At 70.8% G+C, this 14,935-nt stretch carries 16 protein-coding genes; 12 read left to right on the top strand and 4 right to left on the bottom strand.

Features of this window, described 5'->3' with window-relative positions; all coding sequences use genetic code 11:
* Positions 1 to 19: 19 nt before the first annotated feature.
* Together AB0I03_RS13365 and AB0I03_RS13360 are read right to left on the bottom strand one after the other, a co-directional pair.
* On the bottom strand, positions 20 to 991 hold the full coding sequence (locus AB0I03_RS13365) for a hypothetical protein (protein WP_360411314.1): 972 nt from the start codon (positions 989 to 991) through the stop codon (positions 20 to 22).
* Between the two features lie 8 nt (positions 992 to 999).
* Positions 1,000 to 1,320, bottom strand: coding sequence for a type VII secretion target (locus AB0I03_RS13360; RefSeq protein ID WP_360411311.1), 321 nt, complete (start codon positions 1,318 to 1,320; stop codon positions 1,000 to 1,002).
* A 161-nt stretch (positions 1,321 to 1,481) separates the two neighbouring features.
* Here AB0I03_RS13360 and AB0I03_RS13355 point away from each other — a divergent pair, with 161 nt between their 5' ends.
* From AB0I03_RS13355 to AB0I03_RS13345, 3 genes are all read left to right on the top strand, one after another.
* The gene (locus AB0I03_RS13355; RefSeq protein ID WP_360411308.1) at positions 1,482 to 2,177 is read left to right on the top strand and encodes a GNAT family N-acetyltransferase; all 696 of its coding nucleotides are present in this window, start codon (positions 1,482 to 1,484) and stop codon (positions 2,175 to 2,177) included.
* Positions 2,178 to 2,356: 179 nt separating this feature from the next.
* Positions 2,357 to 2,956 (top strand): hypothetical protein, encoded by a 600-nt coding sequence (locus tag AB0I03_RS13350; protein ID WP_360411305.1) that lies wholly within the window; start codon positions 2,357 to 2,359, stop codon positions 2,954 to 2,956.
* 30 nt (positions 2,957 to 2,986) lie between these two features.
* The gene (locus AB0I03_RS13345) at positions 2,987 to 4,390 is read left to right on the top strand and encodes a hypothetical protein (protein ID WP_360411302.1); all 1,404 of its coding nucleotides are present in this window, start codon (positions 2,987 to 2,989) and stop codon (positions 4,388 to 4,390) included.
* A gap of 28 nt (positions 4,391 to 4,418) precedes the next feature.
* Here the strand turns inward: AB0I03_RS13345 and AB0I03_RS13340 are convergent, their stop codons facing one another.
* The gene (locus tag AB0I03_RS13340; RefSeq protein WP_360411299.1) at positions 4,419 to 5,156 is read right to left on the bottom strand and encodes a hypothetical protein; all 738 of its coding nucleotides are present in this window, start codon (positions 5,154 to 5,156) and stop codon (positions 4,419 to 4,421) included.
* Between the two features lie 460 nt (positions 5,157 to 5,616).
* Here AB0I03_RS13340 and AB0I03_RS13335 point away from each other — a divergent pair, with 460 nt between their 5' ends.
* The 5 genes from AB0I03_RS13335 (at position 5,617) to AB0I03_RS13315 (ending at position 9,701) form a co-directional block, all read left to right on the top strand.
* Entirely contained in the window at positions 5,617 to 6,129 is a 513-nt protein-coding gene (locus AB0I03_RS13335; protein WP_360411296.1) for a hypothetical protein, read from the top strand.
* A 115-nt stretch (positions 6,130 to 6,244) separates the two neighbouring features.
* Complete coding sequence (locus tag AB0I03_RS13330) at positions 6,245 to 6,979, top strand: hypothetical protein (protein ID WP_360411293.1); 735 nt, start codon at positions 6,245 to 6,247, stop codon at positions 6,977 to 6,979.
* 451 nt (positions 6,980 to 7,430) lie between these two features.
* A complete protein-coding gene (locus tag AB0I03_RS13325; protein ID WP_360411290.1) occupies positions 7,431 to 7,856 on the top strand; it encodes a hypothetical protein in 426 nt (141 codons plus the stop codon).
* A 163-nt stretch (positions 7,857 to 8,019) separates the two neighbouring features.
* Positions 8,020 to 8,733, top strand: coding sequence for a sensor domain-containing protein (locus AB0I03_RS13320; protein ID WP_360411287.1), 714 nt, complete (start codon positions 8,020 to 8,022; stop codon positions 8,731 to 8,733).
* Between the two features lie 95 nt (positions 8,734 to 8,828).
* The gene (locus tag AB0I03_RS13315; RefSeq protein ID WP_360411285.1) at positions 8,829 to 9,701 is read left to right on the top strand and encodes a class I SAM-dependent methyltransferase; all 873 of its coding nucleotides are present in this window, start codon (positions 8,829 to 8,831) and stop codon (positions 9,699 to 9,701) included.
* A gap of 7 nt (positions 9,702 to 9,708) precedes the next feature.
* On the opposite strand, the gene AB0I03_RS13310 is transcribed toward AB0I03_RS13315, so the two are convergent.
* A complete protein-coding gene (locus tag AB0I03_RS13310; protein WP_360411282.1) occupies positions 9,709 to 11,004 on the bottom strand; it encodes a hypothetical protein in 1,296 nt (431 codons plus the stop codon).
* Between the two features lie 386 nt (positions 11,005 to 11,390).
* On the opposite strand from AB0I03_RS13310, the gene AB0I03_RS13305 reads away from it, so the two are divergent.
* The 4 genes from AB0I03_RS13305 (at position 11,391) to AB0I03_RS13290 (ending at position 14,821) form a co-directional block, all read left to right on the top strand.
* Positions 11,391 to 12,242 (top strand): hypothetical protein, encoded by an 852-nt coding sequence (locus AB0I03_RS13305; RefSeq protein ID WP_360411279.1) that lies wholly within the window; start codon positions 11,391 to 11,393, stop codon positions 12,240 to 12,242.
* 243 nt (positions 12,243 to 12,485) lie between these two features.
* Positions 12,486 to 13,352, top strand: a complete 867-nt coding sequence (locus AB0I03_RS13300; protein ID WP_360411276.1) for a hypothetical protein — start codon at positions 12,486 to 12,488, stop codon at positions 13,350 to 13,352.
* A 401-nt stretch (positions 13,353 to 13,753) separates the two neighbouring features.
* Positions 13,754 to 14,194, top strand: coding sequence for a hypothetical protein (locus AB0I03_RS13295; RefSeq protein ID WP_360411273.1), 441 nt, complete (start codon positions 13,754 to 13,756; stop codon positions 14,192 to 14,194).
* Positions 14,195 to 14,230: 36 nt separating this feature from the next.
* Complete coding sequence (locus AB0I03_RS13290) at positions 14,231 to 14,821, top strand: DUF1707 domain-containing protein (RefSeq protein ID WP_360411270.1); 591 nt, start codon at positions 14,231 to 14,233, stop codon at positions 14,819 to 14,821.
* Positions 14,822 to 14,935: the final 114 nt, after the last annotated feature.

Below are 14,935 nucleotides of genomic sequence, written 5' to 3'. Positions count from 1 at the left end.
ATCGCCTCTTCCGGAGCCGTCAGATGACGGGGTGGAGCGGGTCGCCGTAGGCGGCCCGGTACTTCTGCACCCAGTAGTTGGTCTCGTCGGGCGCCTCACCGATGTGGCTGCGGTTGGTGTTGGTGGACTCGACGCGGTAGGGGACGTCGTTGTGCTGCCTGAGCACTTCGGTGCGGGGTCGCTTGCCCAGCTGCTCGATCTTGCTCTCCCACAACCGGGCTACTTCTTCGTGCTTCTTCGACTCGTAGCCGTACGGGTGCCCCATGTCCCAGGTCTTGCGGTCGGCAGTGTTGATCGGCTGCTGCGTGTGCCAGTCCCGCACGACCCCTTGGCTGTCCTTGGAGCGGTCTTTGGCGTCCTTCGTCGTCTGCTGCCGGAAACTGCCCGGGCGCTGGCCCGGGTCCTGCTTCACGGTCTTGGAGACGTCGCCGATGCTGATGCCCTGCCCGATGGCGCCGGTGACGTCGCGCAGGCTGAGGCCGAGGGTGTGGAGGGCGGCGGCCGCGGTGGCGTCCTGGACGCAGATCGCGGTGTACTGGGCGATCAGTGCGGTGGCGATCGCGGTGGAGGTGGCGAAAAGCGCCGAGTAGGCGGCCGGGGCTCCCGGCCCCAGGGAGGAGGCCTGCTGCAGCTGCTGCTGGCTGGGCACGCAGAAGGGCATGGGGAGGACTTTGAACTGCGCGGTCTCGGCGCCCCGCTTGGTCTGCTCGAGCGTCTCGGACAGTGCCTTCATGATGGGGCCGTTGAGCTGGAGGGCCTTCCCTGCCGCCTCGACCTTCAGCTTGGTGGCGTTGATGTTGATGACGAGCGTGTCCTTGTCGCGGGTGAGCGCGTCGTAGTCGTCGCCGTTCCAGCTCGCGCCGAGTGCCTTGACCTGGCGACCGTATTCGCTGCGGAGGTCACCGACGTCGGACCCGGCCGAGCCGAGGTCGCCGCCGGCGTCGCTGTACTTGGCGGGGTTGGAGTCGATGACCTGCTGGAACGTGGGCATGGCTGCTCCTATGCCTCGATTTCCCCGGCGATGCCGTCCAGGTCCTGGGCGGCCTGGTCGTCTGCGGCCTCCCAGGCCTTCGCGCTGTCCTCGATCGATTCGGCTTGCTGCTCGATCCGGTCTTCTATGGATTCGAGCACGGGTTTGAGCTGCGTCGCGAAGTTGTCCGCCGCCGAGCTGGTGAGGTAGCCGCGGTTCGCCTTGGACGCGCTGTCGACTCCGTTGTCCACCGGAGGGTGCTGCTGCGGGAATCGCGACGCGGTCGACTTCATCTGCGACGCAGTCGAACGCAGCTTGCCGGGTTCCACCAGGATCGGATCGCCTGCCACCGTGCACCTCCTTCTGACATGAAGCCGTTTCGTGAACTTCAGGGTACAAGATTCGCGCCGATCGGTCGGCACACTCCACAGTGGGTGTCGTTCGGGCGGTCTGCGGGAGTGGCCTCCTGAGCTGCCGTTCCTTGGGATACTGGCGCCTGAGGGGGCTGGGGATGAAGTACCGGATCATGGAGCAGACGCGGCCCGGCGGGCTGCTCGGGCAGGTGTACCGGGAGGTGCTGGTGCCCGCGTTCCCGCCCGAGGAGATCGAGGGCGAGGCGGGGATCGCCGAGACGCTGGAGGCCGGGCTCGGGAGCCTGCTCGTGGCGGTCGACGACGCGGGCCGGCCGGCCGGGGCGGCGTTCGGGCGCTGGTCGGAGGCGTCGCGGGTGCAGTTGCTGGCGTACCTGGCGGTCAAGCCGGGCACGCGCGGGCACGGCCTGGGCGGGCGGCTGCTGCACGACGCGGTCGAAGCGTGGCGCGAGCGGTACGACCCGTGCGTGATCGTCGCCGAAGTCGAAGCCCCGGACGCACCCATGGCGCATGAGGCCTACGGCGACCCGCGCCGCCGCCTGGCGTTCTACGAGGCCGCGGGCGCGCGCGTCCTCGACCTGCCGTACTTCCAGCCCGGCATCGGCAGCCCCGCGCGGCGGGTGCGCGGAATGCTGCTCCTGGTGCTCCACGCCGACGCATCCTTCACGCAAGGACGCCCGGACCGGCTCTCGGGCGCGCCGCTGCGCGCGTTCATGGAGGCGTACCTCGAATCGGCCGAGGGCGCGCCGCCGGCCGACTGGGACGCGAAGGCCCTGTTCAAGGCGATCGATCGTCAGGGCGGTATCCGGATGGGGCGCAACCGAACGGGCGGCTGAACGCAGCGGCGGGGGTTCCCCGGCCAGCGCCGGTGCACTACAGTCGCTCCCAGTGCGCCAACCCACACCCCCGCCAGCGAACACGAACTGGGAATGATCGAGCGACCCGCCACCCCCGCCCCGAGGGCCACCCGCGACCGCGTCGGTGACGCGGCCCCGCTCGCGCCGACGGCGCGGCCGTGATCGCCGCGTGCCTGACGGCGGCGCTCACGGCGTTCGTGTCGGCGTTCTTCCCGATCACGCCCGTCGAGCCCTACCTGCTGGCGCTGGCCGCGGCCACCGCGTACAGCCCGATCGCGCTCGGCATCGCTGCGGCCGTGGGCCAGACGCTCGGGAAGACGACGCTCTTCCTGGGGGCGCGCGGGGCATTCCGGTCGGCTCGGCTGCGCCGGTGGGTCGAGGCCGCCGAGGAGCGGCGTGAGCGGCGGCGCGCGGACCGGTGCGCCGAGCCCGCATCGGACGACGGCGTGCGGGCGGACGATGGCGGGGCCGCGCCGGAGGGAGGCGGGGGCGCTCCGACCGCGACGCGGGTGCGCCGCGGTCCGATCGCGGCGCTGATCGCGACCGGCCGCAGGCTCCTCGCGCTGCTGGACCGCCCGTCTCTCGCCGTGCCGATCCTGCTCCTCAGCGCCACAACAGGTCTGCCGCCGTTGATGGCCACGAGCATCTACGCCGCGGGCACGCGCATCAACCTCCCGCTGTTCGTCGCGGCCTGCATGGTCGGCCGCTCGATCCGCTTCATCGCGATCGCGTACGCCCCGCAGCTGGTCCTCGGCTGAGTTGCCGCCGCCGGGTACGGTCGCTCCACTATGCCGTTCGAATTCCCGCGCTCCGTCCACCGCGTCGACGTGCCGCACGGCCTCGGCGTCGTCGACTTCGACGCCGGGCCGAGCCGGGTCACGCTGCGGCTCGCCGGGGACCCGATCGCCCGCGACGGGCACGACGGCGGCGGCTCCATCATGTGGCTCGCCAGTCGCATTGCGCCGCAACCGGATGACGAGCCGCTGCATCGTCCTGAGGCGTGGACAGAGCCGGAGGAGTGGGACGTGCTGCGCCAGTGGGTGCGCCACATCGAGCCCGAGGACGATCCGGTGGCGCCGCTGCGCCCGCTCCTGGGGCTGCTCGCGCCGGGCCGGTACGGGATCGGGGTCGGGACCCTCCCGAACGCCCATGTGCGGGCGGTGAAGACCGGCAAGGAGGCGAAGTGGTACGCCGACAGCTCCATTCCGTTCTTCGGGCACACGATCATCCCGACGCACCACTGGCCGCCGCCGGACAAGGCGGCCGTGGCCGACTACCGGGAGCGGATCGCCGACGCGCGGGCGCAGCCGGCGCTCATCCTCGTCACGCACCCGGAGTCGGAGGCGCACTACCTTCTGGACGGGCACCACAAACTCGCCGCCTACCTTGCGCTCGAACGCGATCCGGTGTGCGTCGTGATCGAGGCCTACACCGCGCGCCGCGACCATCTCTCCTATCTGGAGGGACCGTCGTCGGAGTACCAGCACGCCGAGAACGAGTTCGGGACCGGCGTGCTCCATGTCGTGGGCCGCGACGGGGCGAGCGCCCTGCGGATCGGCGGCAAGCCCTGCCTGGTCGAGGGGTACACCGGCTCGGGGACGGCCGACCGCCTTGCCGTGCGCTCGGGTGACCCGTGGGTGCGCCGGAAGGTGCGGCGGCTGCGGGCGTCCCTCCGCGATCCCGCGCGGGACTCGGCCCTGGAGCTGTCGCGGGCGCTGTGGCCGCTGCTCGCGCCGGGGCGGTACGGCCTGCGCCGCTGGGTGCCGGACACCTACTACGTGGAGGCGGTGCAGCCCGAGCGGGTCACGAGCTGGTACGTGGGGATCACGACCCCGGACCTCGGTGCGGTCCTCCTCCCGACCGACCAGTGGCCGCCCCAGGACGCCGCCACGGTCGCCGACTACCGCCGCAGGATCAGGAGCGGCGAGCGGCCCCTGGTGGTGACCCTCCGCGCGGGCCCGCCGGAGGACGAGGACGACGCGGTCGCGTTCGTCGTCGACGGCCACCACAAGCTGGCCGCCTACCAGCACCTCGGCGTGGCCCCGCACTGCCTGGACATCGCCAGGATGTCGGACGAGACCGCCTGCGACCCAGCGGATCTCGCCGCGGTCACCGGCGAGGATCCGGTGCTGCGGGAGGCCACCGCGAACCTGCTGCGCCACCTGTCCCAGCGCGCGGCGGAGGCGCAGTAGCGTGCGCCCCACCGGGATCGCGTCCCGGTCAGTTGCCCCGGTCCTCCAGGTAGCGCATCAGCTTCGCCGCGGACTGCTGCAGCTTCTCGTCGCCGTCGATGACGTCGCGGAGGTCGGCGGGTTCGCACGGGCGGCGGTCGGCGAGGCGGGCGATGTCGAGGAAGTGCGGGGCGATGCCGGTGCGGCGGTAGGCGGCCAGCTTGTGGTGGCCGTCGATGAGGAACGACGCGCAGTCCTGCTCGTCGCCGGGAGGCTCGGAGCGGAGGATGACCGCGAGCGGGCGGTCGCCGTCCTCGATGGCGTCCACGTAGCCGGCGGTGGTCTCCTCGTCGCGGGGCGGCCACGTGTCGGTGGGGATGACGGCGGTGCCCTCGGTGCCGATGGGCTCGTACGGGTACCACCAGGCGGTGCCGTTGTCGCCGAACGGCTCGATGTGCACGTTGGCGTCGCGCCAGATCCGCACCCCGTAGTGGCCGGGCTGCAGGAGCCCGAGGATCGGCCGCGCGAGTTCGACCGGATCGGTGTCGCGGGTGGCGTGGCGCAGGCGCCCGCGCAGGTCGCGCAGGGACCCGCGGAAGGCCGCGTCGCGGGTGCGGATCGCGAAGCGGTCGATCGAGCCTGAACCGGTGTATCCCTCGACGATGAGCGGTCTCCACCCGACGCGGAGCGCACTCGCCCCGTCGTGGCCGCCCACCGACAGCGTGCCGTCCCCGTCGCGTACCTCCAACACCCGGTACCCGAGGGACTCGGCCAATCGCGTGATCATCTACTCCTCCGTCCAACCGTCGGCCGCTCGCCCGCGCGGCGTTCGCACACGCCGCTCCGCCGCGACGAACCCGTCATTTCGGGCGGCGCGGGCCTCCGTCCAGCCTAGTACCCCTTCGCGAAACGCATGAACACCACCGCATTGACCTGGGTGTTCGGTATGCGCGCATAACGGTTGCCGAAACGGGGTACCCCGTTTCGGCCTCGAAGCACCTACAATGAGCAACTAGCCCTTCATCGCCCCTGGAGGTCCGCCGTTGGCCGTCCGCCGCAGCACTCCCGCCCATGCACCATGTTCCGCCGCACGCCCCGCACCGGCCACCCCCGAAACCGCGCCTGCCGGGCCTGCGGCCGCCGTGCGCTCCGGGCGGGCGCGGCCGCGTACCTCGTCATCTGCTTGCTCGCGGTCGCCCCGGTGACCGCGAGACCCGTTTGTTCCGCCCGATGTTAGGAGAACCCCCATGAGCAATCCGCCGCTTCCCCCCGCTCCCCCGCCCGGCCCGCCGCTCGGGTCCGCGCCCGAGACGATGCCCGGTTCCACGAAGGGCGCCGTGGTGCTCCTGTGGATCCTGTTCGGATTCGGCATCTGCGGCGGCGCCCTCTCGGTCGTCGGCTACACGATGCTCGCGGGCCTGGAGGACACCGGTGACGTGGTGATCCCGTCCTCGTTCATGCCGTTCCTGATCGCCTCGATCGTCCAGATCCTGGTCTGGACGGTCCTGCGCGCGATCTTCGCGGTGCGCATCGCCAAGCGCAGCGCGAGCGCCCGCAAGGGCGCGATCATCCTCGAGCTGGTCGGCCTGGGTCTGGCGGTCCTGTCGTGGCTCTTCACCCCCGAGGTCGAGGTCACCAACGGCGCCGCAACGAGCAACACGGCCGGCACCGTCATCGGTGCGGTCATCGGCATCGCCTTGGCCGCCATCATCATCAGCCTGCTGTCCACTGCGGACTCCAAGCGCTGGTGCAACGAGTAGCACGTGCTGAGCGGCCGCCGGAGGGCTCGATCCTCCGGCGGCCGCGCCGCGTTTAACGCGTTGCCCGCGTTGGCACGCGGGTCCTATGGTGAAGCCCGAAAGTGAGGGTTGCTCCGTGACCAAGTTGAACCAGATCATCGCGATCGAGAAGAGCGTCAAGGCGAAAGCCGCGCGTGCGCTCGGCGACGCCGGACGCGAGCTCGGCAAGGCGCCGCTGCTGTCCGGCATCTCCCGGACCTACCAGCCGAAGGACGAGGAGGGCGAGCAGCTGCCGCCCGAGTCCACCAAGGTGCAGCGCCGCGTCGAAGAGCAGCTGCGCGAGGTGTCCGCGGCGATGACCCGGCTGTTCGACGTCACGGCCACCAAGGACCGCACCAACGCCCTCGCCACCGCGGACATCACAGTGGACGGTGAGGTGCTGGTCGCCGACGTCCCCGTCACCTACCTCCTGTTCCTGGAGAAGCAGCTCGCCGAACTGCAGGCGTTCGTCAAGGCCCTGCCCGTGCTGGACGCGGCCGAGTCCTGGACGTACAACGACGCCTCCGACGCCTTCGCGACCGACCCCGTGAAGACGGTGCGCACCAAGAAGATCCCGCGCAACCACGTCAAGGCCGAGGCCACCGAGGAGCACCCGGCGCAGGTCGAGGTGTACTACGAGGACATCCCGGTCGGGTACTGGACGACCGTGAAGTTCTCCGGCGCGGCCCCCGCCAAGCGCGTCGCGCAACTCTCCGAACGGCTCGAGAAACTCCAGATCGCCGTCAAGTTCGCCCGGGAGGAGGCCAACGGGACCGACGTCGTCGACGAGCAGATCGGCGCGAAGGTCTTCGGCTACCTGCTCGGCGACTAGGGCACACAGACCCCCCTGTTTGAGCGACAGGGGTGGCGCAGAATGCGCCGAAACACGCTGAAATTGAAGTTCAGTCCGAGTAATACGCGGGAACTCTTGAGGGTATGAGCCCTCCTTCGGCTTTAGCCGCCGAAGGCCCATCGGCACACGTTCTCCGCCAAAACTGAGACTCTCGCTCCAGCTTCAGCATTCGCCACGCCGCACGATCCGCGAGTAGTCCCTCTGGGACATCGATGTTGGGGGTTCGAATCCCTCCCGCCGCACCACATGCGGCGGTAGCTCAATGGCAGAGCACGGTGCTAGCAGCAGACTCAACGGCTACCGCAGATCGCAGCGGCCACTATGTGGCACATGGCGGCCCGGGATGGAGGTCAACCACCCGGGCCGCACCTATGCCCTTCGTGGCGGGGGCGATGCACAATGGTCGCCATGAGCGACAACAGAAAGGGCGATGCCGCGTAGGCCGCCCGCGCGAGTCCGCGCACAGCAGCGCCGGCACCCCAGGCCCACCGCGCCGTGGCGACGGCTCCCCCGCCTCCCCCATGCTTCAAGCACCCTGCACGCCGCTGTCCAGCTGCTCGAGCTGCACCACGCCTGGCTCGGCCCCGGCGACGTCGCACGATCCTTCAACACCTGGCGCCGCATAGCGAACCGACCCACCCCCAGCCCCCTCGGGTACGGGTTCGTGGGCGAGTGCGGCATCTGGGGCTGCTGCCCGCCGTCAAGGGAAGCCCTCGAGATGGCGATGCGGGATCTTCCCACGCGCCCCGCCCGCGAACTGCGCCGACTCATCGCACCCCTCGACGAGCGCTTCCGCAACCGCACCTTCCCCGACCCGACCGCACCACCAGGACCCTGGTGGACACGCCGCTGCTGAACCCGACCGCATGAACGGCGCCGACGGCCGCACCCGGCCGCCGGCGCCGCACTCCGCTCCGCCCGCAAGGGCAGGCCCGACAACCCCGGTAGGGCTGTCCCCACCCGCGAAATGCCTGCTCGCAGGGTCGTTGCGAGAGCCGGATCGGACGAAGATTGATCCCATGAACAAGATCTTCAAACAGCTCGGCGCCGACTCCGCGTACCTGCTCTCCTCGTTCCCGATCGCGATCCCCGCGTTCGTCATCACCGTCACCGGCTTCGCCGCCGGCATCGGCACCGCCGTCGTCTGGATCGGCGTCCCGATCCTCGCCGCGACCCTCTTCGCCATGCGCGGCCTCGCCGCCGCCGGACGCAGCCAGCTCAGCGCCGTCCTGCGCCAGCCGATCAACCAGCCGCACTACAAGCGGGCCCCCGAGAACGCCTCCGCGCTCCGCCGCGCCCTCACCCCCGTCACCGACGGCCAGTCGTGGCTCAACCTCCTGTGGGGCCTGGTGAACTTCCCGCTCGCCGTCGCCGGCTTCTGCGTCGCCCTGAGCTGGTGGGCCGCAACCGTGGCCTCCCTCGCCTACCCCCTGTACGCCTGGATCATCAACCGCGCCGTCGGCAGCGACGGTGGCGACGGCCTGGAGTACGCGACGCGCTGGCTCGGCTGGGGCGACTCGTACGCCGCCGCCTCCCTCCTCGCCGTCCTCGGCGGACTCGTCATGGCCCTGCTGCTGCCGCTGGTCCTGCGCGGCTTCGCCATCACCCAGGCCGCCCTCGGCAAGGGCCTCCTCGCCTCGCTCACCGAATCGGACGCACCCCAGCCCCCGGTCCGCACCGCCACGATCGACGCCGAGGTCACCCGCGTCCAGGAGCGCCTCGCCGCCGCATAGACCCCGACTCCGGGAAACCCGACCGGGCGGCCGCCTCACGCGGCCGCCCGGTCGTTCGTTCGCGCCGGGAACCCCCGTGGGCTAGGTTGGGGCGCATGGCAGCGCATCACGGACACCGGCACGACGACCACTCCGCCGCCTTCGACTTCGCCGAAGCCGCGCCCCGCTTCAAAGAGCGCGCCGCCGCCGAGGCCGCCGAGTACCGGCGGCTCGCCGAACGGCTCGCGGACCCGGCCGACCACCTCGTCGCCGACATCGGATGCGGGGCCGCGTCCATGGCGTTCGCGCTCGCCGAGACCCTCCCCGAAGCCCAGGTGGTGGCCGTGGACGCCGAACCGGCCATGCTCGACCTCGTACGCGAGCGAGCCGCCGAGACCGGCACCGGAGTGCGCGCCGCGCAGGCGTCGGTCGACGACCCGGAAGCGCTCGCCGCAGTGTTCGGCGCCCCCGCCGACCTCCTGTGGGCCGGACACGTCATCCACCACGCCGCCGACCCCCAAGCGGCCCTCGGCAACCTGGCCGACATGCTCGCCCGCGGCGGGCGGCTCGCGATCGGCGAAGGCGGCACCGCCCCGCAGTACCTGCCCTGGCACGTGGGCGTCGGCAGGCCCGGCCTGGAACTGCGCCTCATCGAAGCCGGATCGCGCCGCCTCGAAGGCGAAGGCGCCGAACACGGCTCCACGCCCCTCCCGTACGGCTGGAACCTCGCCCTCGAACGCGCGGGCCTGACCGAGGTGCGCGAGGTGAACGAGCTCGACGCGACCCCCGCCCCGCTCGACGGCACCGCCCTCACCCACGCCCTCGAATCACTGCAGACCAGGGTGGAGTGGTTCGAGCACTACCTCAGCGACGACGACAAGGCCGCCTGGGCCCGCCTCCTCGACGCAGACGGCCCTGACTGGCTCGGCCGCCGCCGCGACCTCCACCACCTGTCGATCGACACGTACTTCATCGCCGTCAAACCCTGAGCGGCCTTCACTCGCTCCCGGAGTCGACCTCGAGCTGGAACAGCCGCTCCAGCGCCGCCCGCGCGTACACCTCTTCCAGGTGCTCGGCGCGCGCGAAATCGCTGAGCAGGTCGTACCCGTCGCGCAGCCCGAGCCGCCCGAGCCGGTACGCGGCCTCGATGCGCCCGAGCCAATGAAAGCAGTCGTCGGAGGCCAGCACCGAGTACGCCTCGACCCCCACATCCGGGCTGATGCCGTGCATCGCCTCCGCCGCATCGATGCCCAGATGGAAGTCCATGACGGACTCCACGCCCTTGACGATGCGCCACAACGCGTTCTCCGCGTCGATCACGCTGTCCTCGGCGAGCTGCTCGGCGCAGATGATCCGCAGCCGCACCGAGATCAGCGGTGCGTTCGCCAAGTGCCGCAGCGCCATCGCGGCGGCCGAACCGTGCACGTTGCGCAGCGCGTGGGCGGCGCTGTGCCGCACGTACTCGCTCACCGACTCGTCGGTGACCAGCTGCATGAGCGCGATCCCGGCCGGACCGGCGGCGCAGTCGACGAGGGCGCTGGCGGCGTCCAGGCGGTACTTGGCGTCTACTGTGGTGTCGGCGGCGATCGACTCGAGTGCGCGGGCGGCGTCCTCGACGCTGAAGCGGCCCATGTGCTCGGCGACTTCGAGCCGCACCTCTACGTCCACATTGGACGAATTGGCTACGGAAGAGAGACGCATGGCCATGTCCCGGCCGCCGAGGTCGACGAGGTCCTGGATGAGCTGGATGCGCAGTTCGGCGTCGATCGCCTCGTTCTTGATGGAGCCCACGAGGTTGCTCATGGCGCGGTCGCGGCGCTGATGCGGGACGGCTACGACGGCCATCCCGATTGACGGCTCGCACGCGTCGCCGAAGGGGCCGATCGACGGTTCGCGAGCGTCGCCGAAGGGGCCGACCGATTGCTCGACGAGTGAGCCGCTCGACTCGCCCGCCCCGCCGAATGCGCCTGTCAGCGGCTCGGCTCCGGCGGGTGAGCGGTAGGCGTCGCTGATCGCGGACTCGTAGGAGCCGATGCGGTCCTCGTCCGGTGCGTCGGAGTCGCTGTCCCAGAAGCGGGTGCGGGTCAGGCGGGGGTGCGGGTCGGGCTCGTCGCGCATGCGGGCGAGCTGGCGGCGGCGCTGCCAGCGGCCGGTCGCCCAGGTCGCGGCGAGCGCGGGATAGAGGAGGCCGTAGCCCCAGCGTCCCGCGTCGAGGAGCTCGACCACCGGGACGGGGGCGAGCGCGGCGGAGAAGCGGATGGTCCAAAGCTGCACTGCATTGGCGTTCGCCATACGTCGAACCTCGGGTAGAAGCGTGGTCGGCGGGGACTTCTCGGTGCGGTTCCACCGGCGTCCGCGGCAGCGGACTGCCTCGGGCGCCGCGCGGCCTCGACGTGGGATCGACGGCGCCTTGTTTTGAGGCCGCATGCGTGGTGCCGGGGCATAAATCGTAGTCCTACCGGGGGACAGGCCGTCGCACTGGGTGTGCGACGGTTCGCTCGCGGCGGGGCTTGCGGAGCAATTCGCCCCTGTACGGCCCCTTTGCCATTGGCATGCGATGCGACCTGGGGATTTCCGGGGGCCACGATGTCGTCTGCTACCTGTACGATCGAGGTCACCCCGGTGAAGCCCAATCACCGCGACCGATTGCCCCCGAGCAGACGAGGCGTGTAGAAGCGATGACGTATCCGCCCCCCGGCGGTGGGAACCCGCAGTACCAGCTGCAGCCCGAACCGCAGCAGCCAAGCGACCCCTACTCGCAGGGATACAACAGCACGCCTCCGCCCGGCAACTACTACCAGCAGCAGCCGCCGCCGCAGTACACGCAGCCGCCGACCCAGCCGCCGATGCCGCCCGTGGGCGTGCAGCCGGGCTACCCGTCGGCGCCCGGATCGGTGCTGCCCCCGCCGCTCCCGCCGGCGAAGCAGGGCGGCAACCTGCCGGTGATCCTGGGCGTGATCGTCGTCCTCGTCGTGGTCCTCGGCATCGCCGCGGTCCTGATCATCCCCGGGATGGTGGACGACGACGACCCGCAGGCGGGCGAGGGCACCACTGAGACCACCGAACCCTCGAAAGAGGAGGAGGCGACGACCGAGGCGGCCGAGGAGACGACCGCGGCGGAGGAGTCGGCCACTCCTGACGCGGGCGGCGACTTCAGTGCCTGGGGACCGCCGTCGAGTTCCGAAGATTTCGACCCGGCCAGCCCCGAAGGCGTTGCGATCGCCTACCAGGTCGCGCAGAACACCGGGGACGACGACGCCATGCGCGCGCTGGTGAGCGCTGACGCGACCAACGCCATGTTGGTCGACCTCGAGTGGGAGATCGAGGACACGACTGAGCCGTACCCGTACCCGTACTGGGGCATGGCGAAAGAGAACGACGACGGCACCATGCAGGCCTGGGCGGGCTGGACCTTGGACGACACGGCCCCCGAGAGCGCTGACGACCCCCTCTCCGGTTACACCTACACCCTGGTGCAGGAAGACGGAGCCTGGAAGCTCTACGACGTGCAGTACGGATTCGTCGAGTAGCAGCCGCACACCGACCGCGTTCGAGCGAGATCTGAAGTAGGACGGCCGTGGAAGCCCTTGGGGCCCACGGCCGTTCGTTTTGCATTCGCCCGCCGGCCGGAACCCCTCCGAACCAGCCCCCGAATCCACGCCCGACGCCCCTTGCCGGCCTCTCACCTGCACCTTCCTTCCAACTCCCCAGAGTTATCCACAGGCGGAAAAGTAATCGTTGACGCTCCGCATCGGGTCGGCGACAGTTGGTACATGACACAGATACCGATGTACCGCACCACTACCGCCGCGATGACGGCAACGATGAACCGGCCGCTCGACGGGCCGCTCCGCGACGCGGGAGAGACCCCCGACGACCTTCTCATGCGCTTCGAGGCCGCATTCGAAGCCGACTTCAGCCTGGTGGCCACGGGCCGCACCGCGGCCTGGATACACGGTTTCGACGTACTGCCACCGGGAGCCGACCAGCGCGAGTGGCCGGTCGAGAGCTCGCCCGATCCGCCGCTGTCGGACATCACGGTGATCGACGGCCTGCCGGTGACCCGCTTGGCGCGCACCCTGGTCGACTGCGCGGCCGATCTTCCCCGGCTGGAGGCGGTGGCCGCGGCGGATCAGTTCCTGCGGGCCGGCATCGACGCGGGAAGCTTGTCGGCCGCACTCGAACCGCTGCACGGCGACCGGCTCAGACGAGCGAACGCGACCCTGCTCGCGGCCGATCCGCGGTCGGAGTCGCCGATGGAGTCCTGGGCGCGCTGCCTGGTCGGCGACGCGGGCCTGCCTGCGCCGGTCCCGCAGCTGCGGGTGCGCACGCCGAACGGGCGCTCCAAGTTCCTCGACCTCGGCTGGGAGCAGTGGCGGGTCGGGGTGGAGTACGACGGTATGGGCACGCATTTCGGCCTCGCCACCGAGACCGCCGACCGGCGCCGCCACCAGATGCTCCAGAACCTCGGCTGGGAGGTCCTGGTCCTCTCCGCCTCCGATGTGATGGAGCACCCGCGGCCGTGGCTGGTCCGGCTCCGGGAGACGCTCCTCGCCCGCGGCTGGGACCCGGACACGAATGAGCTGCGCGACATCAACGAGCGCATCGAGGCGGTGCACATGGCAGTGGGCCGCGGCTGACCGAACGCTGGACCGGTGGCGCGGGAAGGCGCCTCCCGACCACCGGTCCAGCGAACCGAAGCCGAAGGGCGGCAACGCATCCTCGAGGCGAAGCGCCTGCGGGCCCGCTCGAGCGGCCGAGCGGTCGGCGCCACCGCAGGCGGCCCGAGCGCGGGGCGGCGGGTGGGCGGAGCGGTGGGTGGGGAGTGGGTGGACGAGGGAGGGGTGGGGTGGGTGGGGGCGGGGGGGGGGAGGGGCCCCAGGGAGGCCCGAGCGATCCGCCCGCTTTGCCCGAGAAGGCACGCATCTCTCCCCGAATCGGAGCCCGCCGGCAGATCTCACGGTTTGCAATCGTGGACCGGGATCGGGGCGGCGGCGGGCTAGGATCGGTGCGAGCATCGTTCGAATCGGTAGGAGCGGCAGTGGCGGAAGGGTCCTTCACCGGGTTCGCGCGCCCCGCCGTGCCCACCCCCCAGGAGATCCGCGACTGGGCGCTCGACCCCTACTCGACCGCCCCCGAGGGCCGCCAGTGGGATCTCACCCTCGCCACCGACGAGCTCGTCGACACCTGGCTGGAACTCGCCGCCGACGCGACGTGCCCGAAGCGCTCCTTCGCCCTCCACGTGCTCTACATCTACGCCGGCGACGCCGTGCGCACCAACTTCCGGGTCCACTCGCGCAAGCGCGTCGACCGCCTCCTCGAGAAGGCGGTCGAATCCCGCGACCAGTACGTTGAACTCTGGGCCGCCAACACCAAAGCGCTCATCCGCCAGCCCGACCTGTTCGACTACCACGAATGGTGCAACGGCGGGCTGGTGCGCGGGCCCCGGCGGCTGAACCCCGGCCCGACGAGAAAGCCCTGACCCGATGAAGACCACGACGAAGCCTGCGAGTCCACGATGACGCACGACCCGAACATGCGCGTCTCCAACGCCGAGCGCGAGGCGATCCTCGCCAAGCTCCACGCCGCCACCGAGGAGGGCCGCCTCGACCTCGACGAGTTCGCCGACCGCTCCCGCCAGGTCTACGAGGCCCGCACCTACGGCGAGGTCGCGCGCCTCCTCGCCGACCTGCCCGAGACGACAGGGGCCGTCGCCGTCCCCGCCGCGGTCCGCTCCCCCGTGAGTGGACCCGCCGAGCTGCGCCTCAGCCCCACCGGCTCCTCGGTGGAACGCCGCGGTGAGTGGGTCGTCCCGCCGAAAGTGGTCGTCCGGGGCAGCATGAGCTCGGTCAAACTCGACTGCCGCCACGCCACCTTCACCGGCCGGACCGTGGAGATCGACGTCGACTTCAACATGTCCTCGCTCGAGGTCATCCTCCCCGCCGGGGCCTACGCCCTGGAAGACGGCGTCGAAGCGACTTTCGGCTCCGTCACGAACCGCGCCCCCTACAAAGGAGGGGACGGGGTGCGATTCACCGTCAGGGGCAAGGCGAGGCTCGGATCGGTCACGATTCGCCATGAGCGGCGATTCCTCTGGTGGCGCTGGTGATCGCGGCGCCTGCATTGCGCGCAATTCACTGAATATCCACCTGCCGGAACCGAACATGTCACGGACTCATAACAGTCATGCCTGATCCCGGCATTCTCCTCATATGAGGGTTTA

The sequence above is a fragment of the Glycomyces sp. NPDC021274 genome (assembly GCF_040641195.1).
In the GTDB taxonomy this organism is placed as follows: Bacteria; Actinomycetota; Actinomycetes; order Mycobacteriales; family Micromonosporaceae; genus Glycomyces.
This window is presented reverse-complemented; position numbering and strand designations above follow the sequence as displayed.